This is a genomic window from Prevotella sp. HMSC073D09 (assembly GCF_001814145.1).
Classification (GTDB): domain Bacteria; phylum Bacteroidota; class Bacteroidia; order Bacteroidales; family Bacteroidaceae; genus Prevotella; species Prevotella conceptionensis.
In genome coordinates this window covers 42,262-59,360 of the sequence record NZ_KV815125.1, presented here as the reverse complement: position 1 = coordinate 59,360, position 17,099 = coordinate 42,262, and the positions used below count along the sequence as shown (strand labels likewise).

The 17,099-nt window shown below is 48.6% G+C and carries 12 protein-coding genes; 9 read left to right on the top strand and 3 right to left on the bottom strand.

The features are described from left to right. Positions 1-99 precede the first annotated feature (99 nt). Positions 100-843, top strand: coding sequence for a hypothetical protein (locus HMPREF2955_RS12050; RefSeq protein WP_070723703.1), 744 nt, complete (start codon positions 100-102; stop codon positions 841-843). Positions 844-1,581: 738 nt separating this feature from the next. Beyond that, on the top strand, positions 1,582-3,840 hold the full coding sequence (locus HMPREF2955_RS12045) for a nitric-oxide reductase large subunit (RefSeq protein ID WP_070723702.1): 2,259 nt from the start codon (positions 1,582-1,584) through the stop codon (positions 3,838-3,840). A 404-nt stretch (positions 3,841-4,244) separates the two neighbouring features. Here HMPREF2955_RS12045 and HMPREF2955_RS12040 read toward each other — a convergent pair whose 3' ends face one another. Continuing rightward, complete coding sequence (locus tag HMPREF2955_RS12040) at positions 4,245-4,823, bottom strand: DUF4738 domain-containing protein (protein ID WP_070723701.1); 579 nt, start codon at positions 4,821-4,823, stop codon at positions 4,245-4,247. Positions 4,824-4,931: 108 nt separating this feature from the next. On the opposite strand from HMPREF2955_RS12040, the gene HMPREF2955_RS12035 reads away from it, so the two are divergent. After that, positions 4,932-5,609, top strand: a complete 678-nt coding sequence (locus tag HMPREF2955_RS12035; RefSeq protein ID WP_070723700.1) for a DUF4230 domain-containing protein — start codon at positions 4,932-4,934, stop codon at positions 5,607-5,609. After that, positions 5,602-6,240, top strand: coding sequence for a DUF4230 domain-containing protein (locus HMPREF2955_RS12030; RefSeq protein WP_070723699.1), 639 nt, complete (start codon positions 5,602-5,604; stop codon positions 6,238-6,240). Before HMPREF2955_RS12035 ends, HMPREF2955_RS12030 begins: the two co-directional genes overlap by 8 nt. A gap of 1,440 nt (positions 6,241-7,680) precedes the next feature. Here HMPREF2955_RS12030 and HMPREF2955_RS12020 read toward each other — a convergent pair. Together HMPREF2955_RS12020 and HMPREF2955_RS12015 are read right to left on the bottom strand one after the other, a co-directional pair. Then, the gene (locus tag HMPREF2955_RS12020) at positions 7,681-8,646 is read right to left on the bottom strand and encodes an endonuclease/exonuclease/phosphatase family protein (protein ID WP_070723697.1); all 966 of its coding nucleotides are present in this window, start codon (positions 8,644-8,646) and stop codon (positions 7,681-7,683) included. Further along, positions 8,643-9,566, bottom strand: coding sequence for a DMT family transporter (locus tag HMPREF2955_RS12015; RefSeq protein ID WP_070723696.1), 924 nt, complete (start codon positions 9,564-9,566; stop codon positions 8,643-8,645). The genes HMPREF2955_RS12020 and HMPREF2955_RS12015 overlap by 4 nt, the downstream gene beginning before the upstream one ends. A gap of 214 nt (positions 9,567-9,780) precedes the next feature. Here HMPREF2955_RS12015 and lon point away from each other — a divergent pair, with 214 nt between their 5' ends. From lon to HMPREF2955_RS11990, 5 genes are all read left to right on the top strand, one after another. After that, positions 9,781-12,246 (top strand): endopeptidase La, encoded by a 2,466-nt coding sequence (gene lon, locus HMPREF2955_RS12010; RefSeq protein ID WP_070723695.1) that lies wholly within the window; start codon positions 9,781-9,783, stop codon positions 12,244-12,246. Positions 12,247-12,253: 7 nt separating this feature from the next. Continuing rightward, on the top strand, positions 12,254-13,381 hold the full coding sequence (tgt, locus tag HMPREF2955_RS12005) for a tRNA guanosine(34) transglycosylase Tgt (RefSeq protein WP_070723694.1): 1,128 nt from the start codon (positions 12,254-12,256) through the stop codon (positions 13,379-13,381). A 63-nt stretch (positions 13,382-13,444) separates the two neighbouring features. Further along, positions 13,445-14,602 carry an LptF/LptG family permease gene (locus HMPREF2955_RS12000; RefSeq protein ID WP_246830139.1) on the top strand — a complete coding sequence of 386 codons (1,158 nt, stop codon included), beginning with the start codon at positions 13,445-13,447 and terminating at the stop codon, positions 14,600-14,602. Positions 14,603-14,707: 105 nt separating this feature from the next. After that, positions 14,708-16,051: a DEAD/DEAH box helicase gene (locus tag HMPREF2955_RS11995; protein ID WP_070723692.1), complete on the top strand. Its 1,344-nt coding sequence runs from the start codon at positions 14,708-14,710 to the stop codon at positions 16,049-16,051. A gap of 89 nt (positions 16,052-16,140) precedes the next feature. Next, the gene (locus HMPREF2955_RS11990; RefSeq protein WP_070723691.1) at positions 16,141-17,055 is read left to right on the top strand and encodes a glycosyltransferase family 2 protein; all 915 of its coding nucleotides are present in this window, start codon (positions 16,141-16,143) and stop codon (positions 17,053-17,055) included. The last annotated feature ends 44 nt before the right edge of the window (positions 17,056-17,099 follow it).

The following is a 17,099-nucleotide window of genomic DNA, read 5'->3' as shown; positions in this document are numbered from 1 at the left end:
AAAGACTGCGTTTTAAAGGGTGGGAAACTTTAGTTACTTAATATTCTCTCGACCAGCGAGAAACTAGAAATTGTGTGCCACCAAGCTTTTCTAAAATATATGGACGGCAAAGTTTTAATGCGAGCAATGAGGGTTACAACAATGTTAATGGCTTTTACTCTTGCTGGAGGGTTCATGGCTTCTTGTGCAGACGGGCGAGATAAACTTCCCGATATTCTCTATGGAGACGAGTATCGGGTTTGGTATGTAGATTTTGATAATGATGAAAGATGGCATTTGTGTTTCTATTTTAATAAAGACGGGACATGGAAAATCTTAGACCAAGACCCGCAAGACAGCTTACATGAGCATGTTGAGCGATGCCTGTTTTGGACAGAACGTTGGAGATTTGAGAACGATACAACATTGGTTCTTGGTGAAACTGCGTGGAAGGTTCGTGTGGTTAGTCCTACCGAATTGAAACTTTGCCTTGATACAACAACGAGGACCTTGCAGCCAATTGCTTACAATCCTGTACACAAACAAGGTAAATATGGGGAGTTTATTGGAAAAACCGTTGGCTTTTTTCTATTCTATCATCGCTTTTATTCCAATTTAAAGGTGGTTGCAGGAAAACCGGGAAAGCCTCGCGCAATAAGGGTTGACTATCCTTCTGATACGTTAAGCTTTGAGTTAACACCCGCAGAATTCAAGCATATAAAATTGTTTGACGAGTTTGAAGAATGGGATACTGCCTTAGCTAAGAAAGAAAACATTGCCCAAATTCGGGTCTTTAAGAACGATTCGCTTATTGATGAGATTCCTTGGAATAAAAGAAGTAAACACCGGGAAATTAAATATTGAAATTTGGAACGGCATGTTCTAACAAATCTCCGCTAAGGTTCAGTTGTCGTTTATTTGTATTGCTCTTCACTGTCTTTCTGCTGTTATCTGGTATATACCTGTCATTTTGCTTTATTATCGTTCCCTCTTATCTTATTGCTTACGGCTTAAGAGTGATACACATCATATTTTAAACAATTGCTGTCCGCAAAAATATGAATAGCAGGAAGTCCTAACGTAATGCCTATAAGCAGGTGTTGTGTACAGCAATAAGATTTTCTAGATAGATTAGTATTGACAAGATGAAAGGATAGGTTCGAACAGATTGGTGGAACGGATTGATGATGCTTTGTTTGAGGTAGGATAGTATGGCTGGTACAAGCGTAGCCTTTAATGTATCAGCAACTTTACTATTGTGTTTAATTCGAGGTGGTTTCCTTCGATTTTTTCATGGCACGCTTGTTGCATATATGTTTTTGTTGGGATGGTGCCGTTCGTTTATGAGGACGGAATTTCTTGAAAAGCTGTGTGGCGTGGCATAACTCACGCGTCACACTTATCGGTTACATTTGTTACCCAATGCACATTGCGCAAAAGCAACAAATGTTACCTAATGTAGTTTTTTCTTTTCTTTCGGGTATGCTTTGCGGACTTATGGCACACGCATTGTTGTTCATTATATTGTGAGAAGGGCGTGGTATGCCCTAATCTAATATAAGTTGTAAGGATTTAAACTGAACATTAACTAAAATCAAGAACATGACACCAAAGAAATTATGGTTGACTTTGGCGGCGGTCATTATAGGGTCGTTTGCCGTTTTATGCTTCTATGGCGTTGAGATTTTCAGAGAGATGCCGCCTTTTCCCAACAAGGTGGTGACTGAGAGTGGCGAAACGTTGTTCGAAGGACAAGATATTAAGGACGGACAGAACGTTTGGCAATCTATCGGAGGCCAGACAGTTGGTAGCGTTTGGGGGCATGGCGCATACGTTGCCCCTGATTGGACGGCCGACTATTTGCATCGGGAGTCGGAGCTGATGCTAGCCGAATTGGCCCAGAAAGATGGTAAGGTGTATGCCCAGTTGGCCGAAGCGGACAAGGCTAAGTACAAGGTGCTGTTGCAAGAAGAACTCCGTAAGAACACTTATGATGCGCAAACGGGCGTTATCACTTTTAGCGACATGCGCGCTAGGGTGGCCAAACAGTTACATAACTATTATGCTAAGCTGTTCTTGAACGACCCCTCTATGGCTAAGTTGCGCAATGCGTATGCCATGCGCGAGAAATCTGTTGAGGCAGTAGGCGGTCTTTCGGCCGAACAGCGTTTTGATAAGATGGACGCTTTCTTCGCATGGTCTAGCTGGGTATGTGTAACCAACAGGCCCAACAGCGACGTTAGCTATACCAACAACTGGCCACACGACCCCGTAATAGGCAACATTGCACCCACCTCGCTGCATCTCTGGTCGGGATTTAGTGTGTTGTTGCTGCTCTTCTGTGTGGGAATTTTGGTTTACTACTATGCACAGCATAAGGAGGAGCATGTGTCGAAGGCGCCCGAAACGGACCCGATGAGGGAGCTTAAACCCACTGCGTCCATGCGTGCCGTGCTGAAATACATTTGGGTGGTAGGCGCTTTGATGTTGGTTCAGATGATTTCGGGTGTGATAACCGCCCATTACGGCGTAGAGGGTGATGCCTTCTTTGGCTTGCCCATACAAGATATTTTCCCCTATGCCGTGTCGCGTAGCTGGCACGTTCAGCTAGCCATCCTTTGGATTGCAACGTCCTGGTTGGCTACGGGTCTGTACATTGCTCCGGCTGTTTCGGGTGTCGAACCCAAATATCAGGCCTTAGGTGTTAACGTTCTCTTTGGCGCATTGGTGTTCGTTGTTGCAGGTTCGCTGGCTGGCCAATGGTTCGGAGTGATGCAGAAGCTCGGCTTGGTAGAGAACTTTTGGTTCGGACATCAAGGATACGAGTATGTAGAGCTGGGTCGCCTATGGCAGATCTTGTTGCTTACGGGGCTAGTTCTTTGGCTATTCTTAATGATACGTGCCCTCATTCCCGCGCTCAAGCGTAAGGACGAAAGCCGCCATTTGCTTATTCTCTTTGTGATTGCCTCGTTAGCCATTGCTTTCTTCTATGCCGCAGGTTTGATGTATGGTCGCCAAACCCACATGGCCATTGCCGAATACTGGCGTTGGTGGGTGGTTCATCTTTGGGTTGAGGGCTTCTTCGAGGTGTTCGCCACGGTGGTTGCATCGTTCTTGTTCTGCCGCTTGGGGCTGCTAAAGATAAAGAGTGCCACGATTTCGGTGTTGTTCTCCACCATTGTGTTCCTTGCAGGTGGCATCCTAGGAACCTTCCACCACTTGTATTTCAGTGCAACGCCAACGGCTGTGCTGGCACTAGGGGCTACATTCAGTGCGATGGAGCTTGTTCCGCTCGTACTTATAGGTATGGAGGCGTACCATAACTACCAGTTAAGCCGTTCCACGCCTTGGATAAAGTCCTACAAGTGGCCGATATACTGCTTCATTGCGATGTGCTTTTGGAACTTCTTGGGTGCAGGTATCTTCGGTTTCTCCATCAATCCGCCAATTGCCTTGTATTATTTGCAGGGACTGAACACCACTGCCGTTCATGGACATGCAGCCCTTTTCGGGGTCTATGGCATTTTGGGAATTGGCTTGATGCTATTTGTTTTGCGCGGCCTTTATCCCGATTACGAGTGGAACAACAAGCTTATTGGCTCTGCCTTCTGGTGCATAAACATCGGCTTGTTACTGATGACGGTGGTAAGTATCTTGCCCATCGGCATCTTGCAAGCCCACGAGAGCATCACCAATGCTTACTGGTCGGCAAGGTCGGCCGAGTTCATGCAACAAGATATCATGCAGACATTAAGATGGTTGCGTATACCTGGCGATTCGTTTGTAGCTTTGGGTGAAGTCTTATTGGTGTTGTTTATCATCGGCCTTCAATTTGGTTGGTCGCGAAAAGGCAAACGCTAAAAGCTTCCTGCAAGCCATTTTTGACGGGTTTCTAGGCCTCGCCCGAATTCGGCTTCCATCTGTTTAAAGGGGAATGTCCTACTATTCCGAAGTATGGAGGTTTCATCAGACCAAACGGTAAGATTGAAGTCAACTCAGGGAAATCATCAATGGCGAACCAGCCTGAAACCGTCAAACATCCGATAACAACAAAAATGGGCCCTATAAACCGCTTTCAATGCTTGGTTTATAGGGCCTTTCGATATGCTATATTCACAACTTGCAAAGTATGGGTTGTGTATGTGCTGATAAAAAATGTTTGCAAGAAACGTTTGTTGTGCCAAACATAACCATGTTTCTTTCAACCTCGTTGGGCGATAAAAAACATAAGGCGTTCAGCATTTGCACATGGGCAACGCGCCCGTCTATACGCCTTCCTCCTCTTCTTCGGCCGTGTTGCTGTTGCCCATTTCGCTTTGCGTGTCTAGTGTGGCATCCTTTTTAATGCTCACTTCGCCAAATCTCGAAACCTTAACCACAAGTGGAACGTATTCGTCGCTCGACTTATCGGGCGACCCAACGCTGGCAGCGAAGTACAAGTAGTCATTGTCGCACTTGTCGTACACCACGCCCAGCAAGGCACCGCCTTTGTAGCTGGCGTCAATTTGGTTGATGAAGTCGGCCTTGGAGAACGTGCGGTTAAAGAATACCGTGCCGTCTTTGCGAAGTATTTTCACCGTGGCGCGGTTGTCGTAATACTTTTGTTCGCCGTCGCTGATAAGGGGTAGCGACTTGTCGGCCTTAAATTGGGTGTCTATGGTGTAGCTTGCCCCAATCCATTCTACCTTTCGGCTTTCGCTATGGTCGCCCATAGCACGCGTTTCAGTGGCGCGCACAACGATGGGTTTGCGCGCGACGATGTCGGTCTTTTCTTTTTTGCCTCCACACGAAGACAGGCAGATGGCCACGCTCATGGTAACGAGGGCCAAAAGATGTTGTTTCATTTACTTATAGGTTTTTTACCGCGCAAAGATAAGAAGAATTAGTGTAAAAAACGAAACGATGTGCGCATTATTTACTATCTTTGCAGCATACGTAACACATTCAGACGCATGTACAGAACTATTTTAACGGCTTTGGCACTGGCTTTTATAGTCTTGGGCTGTTCGGGTGATAAGACCGAACCGGCTCAAGAAACTGTGGACACGGTGCCGATGATGGTGACACAACTGAAAAAATGTTCGCGACTATACACCACCGAGATACGCGTTCATAAGATTATCACGCACAACGACGAGAAAACAATTAAGGGCTCGTTCCTTGGGAACAAGTTCAACATCAACCTGCCACTAAGCAAACGGCAGGTGGCCATACCTATGGAGGCTACCTTGAAGGCGTATGTAGACTTCGGAAAGTTTGGCGAAGACAATGTACGCAGACGCGGCGACCGCATTGAAATAACCCTTCCCGACCCACAAGTGGAACTCACTGGCACGCGCATAGACAACAAAGGCATTAAGCGATACGTGGACTTTGCGCGTTCTAACTTCACCGATGCCGAGCTCACGGCCTACGAAAGGCAGGGCCGAGAGTCGATTGTGAAGTCTATTCCGCAAATGAAGGTAATGGAACAGGCACGCCAAAACGCCGCCAACGTTATCATTCCGATGGTGGCACAGATGGGATTTAAGGAAGAAAACATAACGGTGAACTTCCGTAAGGACTTTAATTACGGCGACATCACTCGCCTTTTGCTTGGCAATACAGAAAGGAGGGGTGGCAATGAGTAAGTTTCGTTCCCTCCTTTCACTCATTCCTTTCCGCTATTGGCTGTACTTGGCCTTGGTGGTTGTGGCGTTCGTGGTGATTTGTGTGGCTGTTTGCCGCTGCAAAACCGATAACAGCATAAGCGTGGTGAGCAACGATAAGATAGACCTTACGCCCAACCAGATACAACAAATAGAGGCCATTGGCGAGTGGGAATTTCTGTCTATCGACGACGAAGAGTTGGTAGACACCGTTAAATATGGTTTCTTTGGCGACGATAAGTTGGTGCGTATTTATTATGGTACGTTGCGTTTGGGCGTTAATCTGCGCGAGGCGCGCCCACGTTGGCTGTCGATGCAGGGCGACACGCTTTGCGCTACGCTACCGCCCGTAAAGCTTTTAGACAATAATTTTATTGACGAGGCGCGCACGCAATCGTTTTTCTCAACGGGAACATGGAGCGATGCCGACCGCGATCGCCTTTATTATAAGGCTAATGCCATGATGCGCAAACGCTGCTTAACGCCTACCAATATGGCGTTGGCCGAGGAAAATGCTCGCGCACAGTTCACTAGCTTGCTGCGTTCGCTGGGTTTCGACAAGACGAAAGTGGTGTTCGACGACCCCCAAACTGCCACAAAGAAAGAACGTTGATAACAGAACATTGTGCTACAAAGTACCTTGTATTGCGGTTATAAGCGGCTTGTACTGGGGCAACAAGCACCTAGTGTGGTGACTATAAAGTACCTTGTACTGCTACTACGTGCATTGCCTATTGTGTTGGTTGGCGCCGTTTTATTTATTGTTGCTGGCTGCTAAACTTCAAATCGGCTCGGTTTCTCTATCCGCAATGCCCATCAATAGGCGTTGCGGATTTCGTTTTCGAAAAGTAAGTCCCCTTTCAGATTATCATTCATCCCAAAAGTTCTTCCGTGTAAGTGCTCTTTTACTGGCACAAGGATTAAATTCAACACAGGCACGCAATGGCACTGAATAACGGCCATAATATTGTAAAACATTTATACCAAAAATTAACATTATGAGTGCCCTCGCCGTAAAATTTCCAAGCATTGGTCGGATTTTCGCGCGTATTTTTAAAGTTTGTAACCGCCTGGCTTATTGATGTTTACGATAAATAAGGCGCAAAAGCATGCTTTTTAGCATGTATTAGGGATGCAGAACAACATGAAGTGCTCAACCAAACGCCACCAAGCAGTTTTTCATCCCAAATGGTCAAAAAGCCTATAAATAGCACTTAAAATAGTGCTTTTTATGGTCTTTTTGCTGCATTTTGCAGTATTTACCTTGCATTTTGCTGCAAATTGTGCTGCGTTTTGGCGCATATTTCATTGCATTTTGGTGCAAATTGCACTGCGTTTTGGTGCATATTGCGATGTGTTTTGCTGCAAAATGCGTTGCAACAACTAGCGATTAACCTCCATTTTCTAGTAGTTGCGGATGCAAATTTGGGAGAATTTTTCTTTAAAGAGAAATACAAAAGCATAGTAAATGGCCAAAAACGGAGGGGATAAACACGCAAAAATTGCTGAATTTTCTTCGTTTGGGTGCATTTTATATGGTTTTTAGCGGTTACTTTCTTCTAGAATGGTTCGGCCGAAGAGCGTGTTTTGTAAAATGTGTTTACCGTTTTGACAAATCGTTAACAGGCGATTTCGGCGATAAGAACAACAGCTATGCGCCGGCACAAGCGATAAGGCTAAACAGGATGGGCGCAATGATACGAACGTTTTCGTTAAGCCAAATGAACAATGTCGAGCTTGCTCGAACATTGTCATGGCGAGAAAACGCACTTTTCGAGTAACGAGAAAAGAACAATTTAAAGCCCTTACTGACGTAAATGATATAGGGCAACGAAACGCGCAGGACGTTCACGTTTCACCCAGTTGCGCCTTTAACCCCAATCGGCTGTTCGCCATATCGCGCTTGTGAAGAACAGAAAGGGGCTTACTTTTGGTGAGAGGTGAAACCAATTTTTCTATTTGTCGGCATCCTGATACCATGTTTGCTGTTTCAAATCTTTTAGCAGGCAGCCATATTTATTTATAGCGGCGTTGCGCAGTTTTCTTCCTCATATCAGGGTTTGCTTGCCGCATTGGGCATGCCGAAAGTCACCACCACGGGCAGATGGTCGCTAAAACCGCCAAGATATTTAGGGCCTTGATAGGTTCGCCAAGGGCGTTTCCCGCCATATTTTTCTTCGTTTTCCATTAGGAATGGGGCATCGAAAATGTGGCAGGAAACGCCCTTTTCGCATATCTTTTGGCTAACGAAAACATGGTCTAGGCTACCCCATTCGCCTTGGTAACGATAAGTTCCTTTCGCTCCGTTAATGCCAATGGCGTTGGCCGACACGTCTATTAGGCCGTTGGCAGCCAGCAAACGCAAGGCAGGCGCGTCGCCATAGTCGTTAAAGTCGCCCGTAACCACGATGTTAGCCGTCGGGGTTCCTTGCCTAATCGAGTCGATGGCGGTGCACAACCGGTTTGCCACGGCCATGCGATAAGGGCGTGTGTTTGCCTCGCCGCCAGCCCTGCTGGGCGCATGGAGCACAAAAACGTGCAGCGTATCGCCCCCAAAGGTTAGGCCTTCGGCATAAAGAATGTCGCGTGTGGGGCGCATGCCCGTAGGCGGCTTTATGCGAAGGGCATAGCTTTTAACAAGTGCGAAGGTAAAGGGAGAGTAGAGTAGGGCCACGTCGATGCCGCGAAGGTCGGGCGAATGGGTCATTACATATTCGTATCGAGCCGTGCGAAGTAGCGAACGGCGTGTGAGATCGTGCAGCACACTGTCGTTTTCAACCTCGCAAAGTGCCACGAGGTCGGGCAGTCGCCATTGCTTTCCTTCCCCTCCGCAGGCCACAATCTCTTGCCCAATGCGGTTTAGTTTCTTCCAATATCGCGAGGGAGTCCAATGGCGATAGGCTTCGGGCAGAAACTCTTGGTCGTTTTTCAGGCTGTCGTGACGGCAATCGAAGAGATTTTCGCAATTGAGTTGAACCAGTGTAAAAAGCGAAATGAGGAGCGTGCCAAGTGTTGTCATGTGGTTTTTGCCTTGCTGCTAAGAAACAATCCCACGAGTATAAACACCGTTCCCACAACGAAATAGGGCGTGATGGTTTCGTGAAGTACGAGCCATGCAAATACAATGGTGGTGATGGGATTGACGTAAATGTAGTTTGTTGCACGCATGGCTCCTAGCTTTCCCATTACCCAGGTCCATGTAAGAAAACAGATCATCGAACCCAAAACGCCGAGGAAAAGCAAGTGCCCGATAACGTCGGGGCGCGTCAAGGCATGCAGTGGCGGCATCTGCGGCACCAGTATGTAGTAAGGCAGCATGGTAAGCAGACCGTAGAAGAACACCTTTCGGGTGATAAACAGGCTGTCGTAGCGTTCGTTCATGCGTTTCATGATGATGGAATAGAAAGCCCATGCCAGGCAGGCGCATAAAGCAAGGAAGTCGCCTAGCGGCGAAAGGTGAAGTACAAACTTACCGTTGAGTACCACTGCGGCCATGCCTACAAAGGAGAAAAGCGTTCCGGCTACCTGCAAAGAGCCTAAACGCGTGCCGTGTACCAGCAGTCGCATGAGTACCATAGTGAACAACGGACACGAACAGACAATGAGCGACACGTTGGTGGCTGTGGAAAAGCGCAACGCCTCGTTCTGCATCAGGAAGAATGCAGAGCCACCCGTGATGCCCAATAGCATCATGCAACCCTCGTCGGAAAGGTTGTTGCACAGCAATTTGCGGCCTCCTGCCCTGCGCGGACCAACGAGCGTGAACCCCAACATCAGCACATATGCAATGAGAAAGCGCAAGGTGAAGATGTGCGCAGGCGAAAGACCAGCGTAAATAAGGAGCTTGGTGGAGATGAATGTAGACCCCCAAATGGCCACAGTAACGAAAGCCACCACGTGGTAAAGAAGGTTTGCGTGTGCAGATGTAGGCCTAGTCATGCGTGCTTTATTGATAAATAGCTGTTGGCAAAGGTAGGTTTTAATTACAAAACAACCAAACGAATGAGCCGATATTTATATCTTTGGCTTTAAAAATGATAGTTTATCTTATTTCGGCAAAGTGGTCGAACTCGCTATTAATGTGGGCGAAATGCCCTAGTTTCACGATTTATTCGTACCTTTGTAGCCTTAAATAAAGAGCAAAGAAGAATAAATGGACAGAAGAAACAATACTTCAATACAAATGATTGCCGACTACGAGGGCGATATCAGCACGCTTTTCGACACCCCTACGCCCGATGTGGTACCTGTTTTGGCCACTCGTAATCTCGTATTGTTCCCCGGTGTGGTGACGCCGATACTTGTGGGAAGGGCTGCAAGTGTAAGTCTTGTAAACAAGTTAAAGAAAGACCCGGAGCAGGTTTTCGCCGTGTTCTGCCAGAAAAACGCCGACATTGAGGAGCCAGGAAAGAAAGACCTCTTTCCCATAGGCGTGTATGCCAAGTTGGTTAGGGTGCTCGAAATGTCGGGGCCAGGCAACAACATCACTGCCATTGTGCAGGGATTGGGGCGTTGCCAGCTAGAAGACGTGGTGAAACGCAAGCCTTATCTAGTGGCGCAGACCACTAAGAAACCCGAAATTTTTATCGACGAAGACACGAGCGAATACCATACGGCCATGGAAGACCTTCGCAGTCAGACCGTGGAATTTATCAAGATGAACGAGGAAATGCCCGACGAGGCGCAGTTTGCCATAGCAAACATACACCACGACGTTATCGCCACCAACTTCATCTGTTCGAACATGCCCTTCGACCTTAACGATAAGATGCACATGTTGGAGGCCGACAACTCGCTCGAACGCGTGTATATCGCCCTGAAAACCCTGAACAAGGAGATGCAGCTGTTGCAGATTAAGCAAACCATACGTTCGAAAACGCGCGAAGACATTGACGAACAGCAACGCGAATACTTCTTGCAACAACAGATAAAGAATATCAAGGAGGAGCTGGGCAACGGCGAAGGTTCGCCCGAACACCGCGAGTTGGAGGAGAAAGCGAAGGGTAAGAAGTGGTCCGAAGAGGTGAGCAAGATATTCTATAAGGAGCTAGATAAACTTGATACGCTTAATCCGCAAAGTCCCGATTACAGCATACAGCTCACTTATCTGCAGACAATGGTGGGCTTGCCGTGGAACGAATACACCAAAGACGACCTCAGCATCAAGCGTGCCCAAAAGGTTTTGGACCACGACCACTATGGAATGGAAAAGGTGAAGGACCGTATCTTGGAGCATTTGGCCGTGTTGCAGCTTAGCGGCGACCTTAAATCGCCCATCATTTGCCTTTACGGACCTCCCGGAGTGGGCAAAACCAGTCTTGGAAAGAGCATCGCCACGGCCATGAATCGTAAGTATGTGCGCATGTCGTTGGGCGGATTGCACGACGAATCGGAAATTCGCGGACACCGCCGAACCTATGTTGGCGCCATGCCCGGCCGCATCATCAAGAGCATACAGAAAGCAGGCTCGTCCAATCCCGTGTTTATTCTCGACGAGATAGACAAGGTAACGCAGAACACTTTGCACGGCGACCCCTCGTCGGCGTTGCTCGAAGTGCTCGACCCAGAGCAGAATAATGCCTTCCACGACAACTATCTCGACGTTGATTTCGACCTCTCGCGCGTGCTTTTCATTGCCACTGCCAACGACCTCAACACCATTCCGCGCCCATTGCTCGACCGTATGGAACTTATCGAGGTGAGCGGTTACATCACCGAAGAGAAGATAGAAATTGCCAAACGCCACCTTGTGCCGCGCGAATTGCAGAACACGGGCTTGGCTAAAAACGCCACAGAGAAACCCAACTTCAACAAGGCGGCTCTGGAAAAGATTATCGAGCAATACACTCGTGAGAGTGGTGTGAGGCAACTTGAAAAGCAGATAGACAAGGCTTTGCGCAAGATGGCCTACCTGCGGGCACTTAACGGCGAGTTGCCTTTTGCCAAAATAACGCCTGCCGAGATAGAAGGACTGCTGGGCAAACCGCCTTATTACCGCGACATCTATCAGGGCAACGACTATGCCGGAGTGGTTACGGGCTTGGCTTGGACAAGCGTTGGCGGCGAAATTTTGTTCATCGAAACCTCGTTGAGCAAAGGTCGTGGGGCGAAACTGACACTTACGGGCAACCTCGGCGACGTGATGAAAGAGTCGGCCGTTATCGCTTTGGAGTACGTTAAGGCCCATGTAGACAAACTTGGTGTTGACTATCGCCTGTTCGACCAATGGAACATCCATATCCACGTGCCCGAAGGAGCCACCCCAAAAGACGGACCTTCGGCTGGTATCACCATCGCCACGTCTATCGCCTCGGCACTAACCCAACGCAAAGTACGCAAAAATACCGCCATGACTGGCGAGATAACGCTACGCGGAAAAGTGCTGCCCGTGGGCGGAATAAAAGAAAAGATATTGGCAGCAAAGCGCGCAGGCATCACCGATATAATGATGTGTCGCGCCAATAAGAAAGATATAGAAGAAATTCCAGAGAAATATCTCACGGGCGTTAAGTTCCATTACGTGGAGAATGTGCAAGACGTTTGGGACTTTGCACTGACCAACGAGGTGGTGGAAAACGCCATCAAGTTCGACATAGAGGAAGAGAAGAAAAAGGATTGACAGCGAGATGAAATTTGAATTGCAACATACCGATACGGCATCGGACGCCCGAACGGGCATCATCACCACCGACCACGGACAAATAAAAACACCCGTATTCATGCCCGTAGGCACATGTGGGTCGGTGAAAGGTGTGCATTTCAGCGAACTGCGCCAGCAGGTGAAGGCGCAAATCATACTCGGCAACACCTATCACCTTTACCTTCGTCCGGGATTAGACGTGCTGAAAAAGGCAGGCGGACTGCATAAGTTCAACACGTGGGATAGGCCTATACTTACCGATTCGGGCGGATTCCAAGTGTTTTCGCTCACAGGCATACGCCGATTAACCGAGAATGGCTGCGAGTTTCGTTCGCATATCGACGGCAGCAAGCATGTGTTTACGCCCGAAAGCGTGATGGACACCGAACGAATAATAGGTGCCGACATCATGATGGCATTCGACGAGTGCCCGCCGGGCAATAGCGATTACGCCTATGCAAAGAAAAGTTTGGGCCTAACCCAACGCTGGTTAGACCGCTGTTTCAAGCGTTTTAACGAAACCGAGCCGCTGTATGGCTATCAGCAAAGCCTCTTTCCCATCGTGCAAGGCTGCACTTATAAAGACCTTCGCCAAGAAGCGGCCAAGCATGTGGCCGACAAAGGCGCCGACGGAAACGCCATTGGCGGTCTGGCTGTTGGCGAACCAACCGAGGTGATGTACGAAATGATTGAGGTTGTGAACGAAATTTTGCCCAAAGACAAGCCGCGTTACCTCATGGGCGTAGGCACACCGCAGAACATTCTCGAAGCAATTGAACGTGGCGTAGACATGTTCGACTGTGTGATGCCCACCCGAAACGGGCGTAACGCCATGCTGTTTACCTATCAAGGCACGATGAATATGCGCAACAAAAAGTGGGAAGACGACTTCTCGCCCATCGATCCCGACGGCTGCGAGATAGACCGCATCCACTCGAAAGCCTACTTGCACCACCTGTTTAAGGCGCAAGAACTGCTCGCCATGCAAATAGCAAGCATCCACAACTTGGCTTTCTACCTGCGACTAACGGCAGATGCGCGCATGCACATCGAGCAAGGCGACTTCGTTCGGTGGAAGGCCAGCGTTATCGACAACCTTAACCGACGCGTGTAAAGCGCAAAAACGATGTAACGAATGCAAATAAGACGCTCTATCAAGCTGTTGAGGCTACGGTGTATGAGGCAAAAGTGGGTGGCATGGCTTGTTGCCCGCTTGGCTTTTTTGCGCGTATTGTTGCCCACGCGCTACCTCAAAATACTCGATTGGTATATCATTCGCAAGTTCATTGGCACCTACGTCTTCTCGATTTTGCTCATTATCTCTATCGCCATCGTGTTCGATGTGAACGAGAATTTGGCAAAGTTCACCCAATTTCATGCGCCATTGAAGGCCATCGTGTTCGATTACTACGCCAATTTCGTGCCTTACTTCGCCAATTTGTTTAGTCCGCTGTTCGTATTCATTGCCGTTATCTTCTTTACTTCCAAGTTAGCCGGCACGTCCGAAATCATTTCGATGTTGGCCGCAGGCGTTTCTTTCAATCGTTTGATGCGTCCTTACATGGTGTCGTGCTTGCTCATATCGTGTCTTTCGTTCTATCTTAGCGGTTATGTAATACCTCATGGCACGGTGATAAGGCAGAACTTCGAGTCGATGTACAAGAACAGCAAGAAGAATACGTCGGCACAGAACGTGCAGTTGCAGGTAGACCGCGGCGTGATTGCCTACATACAACACTACGACGACAAGACGAAACGGGGCTATGGCTTTTCGCTAGACAAGTTTGAAAACAAGAAATTGGTGAGCCACATGACAGCCTCCGAAATACAATACGACACCATCAGCGATTCAAAATACCACTGGCAGGTGTCTAATTGGCGCATTCGCGAGATGAAAGCCTTGCGCGAGAAGATAACATACGGCGACAAACGAGATACCCTCATCATGATGGAACCAGCCGACTTGGTGTTTTCTAAGGGACAACAAGAGACTTTCACCAATCCCGAACTCTCTTCCTACATCTCCAAACAGATAGGGCGGGGCAGCAGCAACGTGGTGCAATACGAGGTGGAATACCACAAACGCATCGCCGCCTCCTTTGCATCGTTCATCCTAACCACCATCGGCCTGTCGCTCTCGTCGCGTAAGCGCAAGGGTGGAATGGGACTTTACCTCGGCATCGGCTTGGCTTTGAGTTTTGGTTACATTCTCTTGCAAACCGTTTCGGCCACGTTTGCCGTCAATGCCAATACGCCTCCCATGCTCGCCGCGTGGATCCCCAACCTGCTCTTTGCTGTTGTGGCCTACTTCTGTTACCGCAGCGCGCCCAACTAACGCCGAGTAGGCAGGCAGCCAATAGCCAGCAAACAAACCAAGGCAAGAAGATTATCATATTAAAAAACAGCGGCACAGGAAAGAAGAAAACGTGCCTTACACAACATGACATTTGAAGAATTAGACTTAAACGACAACGTTCTCGACGCACTTTACGATATGCGTTTCGAGACGTGTACCCCCATTCAGGAACATTGCATACCCCAGATTCTAGAAGGAAAAGACATCTTGGGCGTGGCACAAACAGGCACAGGCAAGACGGCCGCTTACTTATTGCCCATCATGTCGATGCTCGACGATGGCGGTTTCCCACACGATGCCATCAATTGCATCATCATGTCGCCCACAAGAGAGTTGGCACAACAAATTGATCAGGCCATGCAAGGGTTTGGCTACTACCTAGACAGCGTGAGCAGTCTGCCCATTTACGGCGGAAACGACGGCAACCGCTACGACCAAGAAATAAAGTCGCTGCGCTTGGGGGCCGACATTATCATCGCAACGCCTGGTCGTTTCATCTCACACATACAGTTGGGCAATGTTGATTTAAGCAAAGTGTCGTTCTTTGTGTTAGACGAGGCCGACCGTATGCTCGACATGGGGTTCTCGGAAGACATCATGACCATTGCCAAGCAGCTGCCGCCAACCTGCCAAACCATCATGTTCTCGGCCACCATGCCGCCTAAAATAGAGCAGTTGGCCAAGACTTTGCTGAAAAATCCCGTTGAAATTAAGCTCGCTGTGAGCAAGCCAGCCGAGAAAATAGCGCAGAAAGCCTACCTTTGTTACGAGCCGCAGAAACTTAAAGTGCTGGAAGACATCTTTAAGGCAGGCAACCTTAACCGCGTGATTATCTTCTCGGGCAAGAAACAAAAGGTGAAGGAAATTAACCGCGCCTTGGTGCGGATGAAGATAAACAGCGACGAAATGCACTCGGATCTTTCGCAAGAAGAACGCGACCAGGTGATGTTTAAGTTTAAGAGTGGCGCAACCGACGTGCTCGTTGCAACCGATATACTGTCGCGCGGCATTGATATAGACGATATCACGATGGTGATAAACTACGATGTTCCGCACGATGTTGAAGACTATGTGCACCGCATTGGCCGAACGGCACGTGCCGAACGCGATGGCGTTGCCATTACACTTATCAGCGACCAAGACGTTTATTACTTCCAACAGATTGAGCGTTTCTTGGAAAAAGAAATAGAAAAGGTGCCGTTGCCCGAAGGTATAGGCGATGGTCCCGAATATAAAACAGCATTGCGTGCACCGAAAAAAGGAGGTGCGAGAGGTTCGCGCGGTGGTAGACAGAAGTACGGACAACCGCGTGGAGGGCGCAATCGCAACGCGAAACCCGCCAACCAACATGCCCAAGGCGGCAAGAGTGGCCGTTCGAGAAATGGTCATAATCGCCGAAAACCCAACAAACCAGCAAGTAACGCATAGACATAGGGAGCGGCTGTGCGCTTAGCTAATGGCTACCTAGCCCAAGTACGTTTCCATAATGTCCCATCGTAACAGTAGTAAGCACAAGAATGAAAACGCAACTGTCTATCCTCATCCCCACCTACAACTACGTTTGTTTGCCCCTTGTGCGCGAACTGCACAGGCAGGCAAGCGAAATGGGTGGCTTGGAGTTTGAAATAGTGGTAGCCGAAGACGGCAGTGACCAGCCCGACGACATCGCCCAAAATGCCGAAATAACGGCACTGAGCCATTGTAAGCATATCGTTCGTGAGGAAAACGTGGGGCGCGCGGCTATCCGAAACCACTTGGCCGACATGGCCAACATGCCTTGGCTGCTATTTATAGACAGCGATATGCGCGTGGTTTCGCCCCACTTTGTGGAGCGTTATTTGCAAACACCCGACGAATGGGGCGTGGTTTACGGAGGAAACACTACGCATGGCGGTGCATGGAACGACGAAAGGTTGCTGAAAGTGCGCTATGAGCAAGCCGCCGAACGGCAGTTTACGCCGCAACAACGCGCCAAACGCCCCAATCAAAACCTCAATACGTCTAACATCTTGGTGTCAAAGCGCGTCATGCAGGCCATTCCGTTCGACAGTCGCTTTCTCACCTACGGCTACGAAGATGTGTTTTGGGGTATGTCTTTGGCGCAAAAAGGCATTGAGGTGGCCCACATCGACAACCCTGTTGGCTTTAACCATTACGATAGCAACGTGGTTTTTGTGGGTAAAACCATCGAAGGGCTTCACACCCTCTACACCTTTCGTACCGAGTTGGCCGACTTTTCGCCCATCATTCGGCTTGAACGACGTTTGCGCCGATGGCGACTAGATGGGGCAGTGCGTTCGGTTTTAAACAAGCTGATGCCCCTATTGCATCGGCGCATCATAGGTTTCAAGCCTTCGCTTGTGGCCTTCAAGCTGTTTAAACTGTGTACTTATCTGCATATCGCGCACGCCGATGACGGCTCGAAAACCTAAGAATTGCAACTAAAACAACGTATGGGCCACAACCCTTACACCAT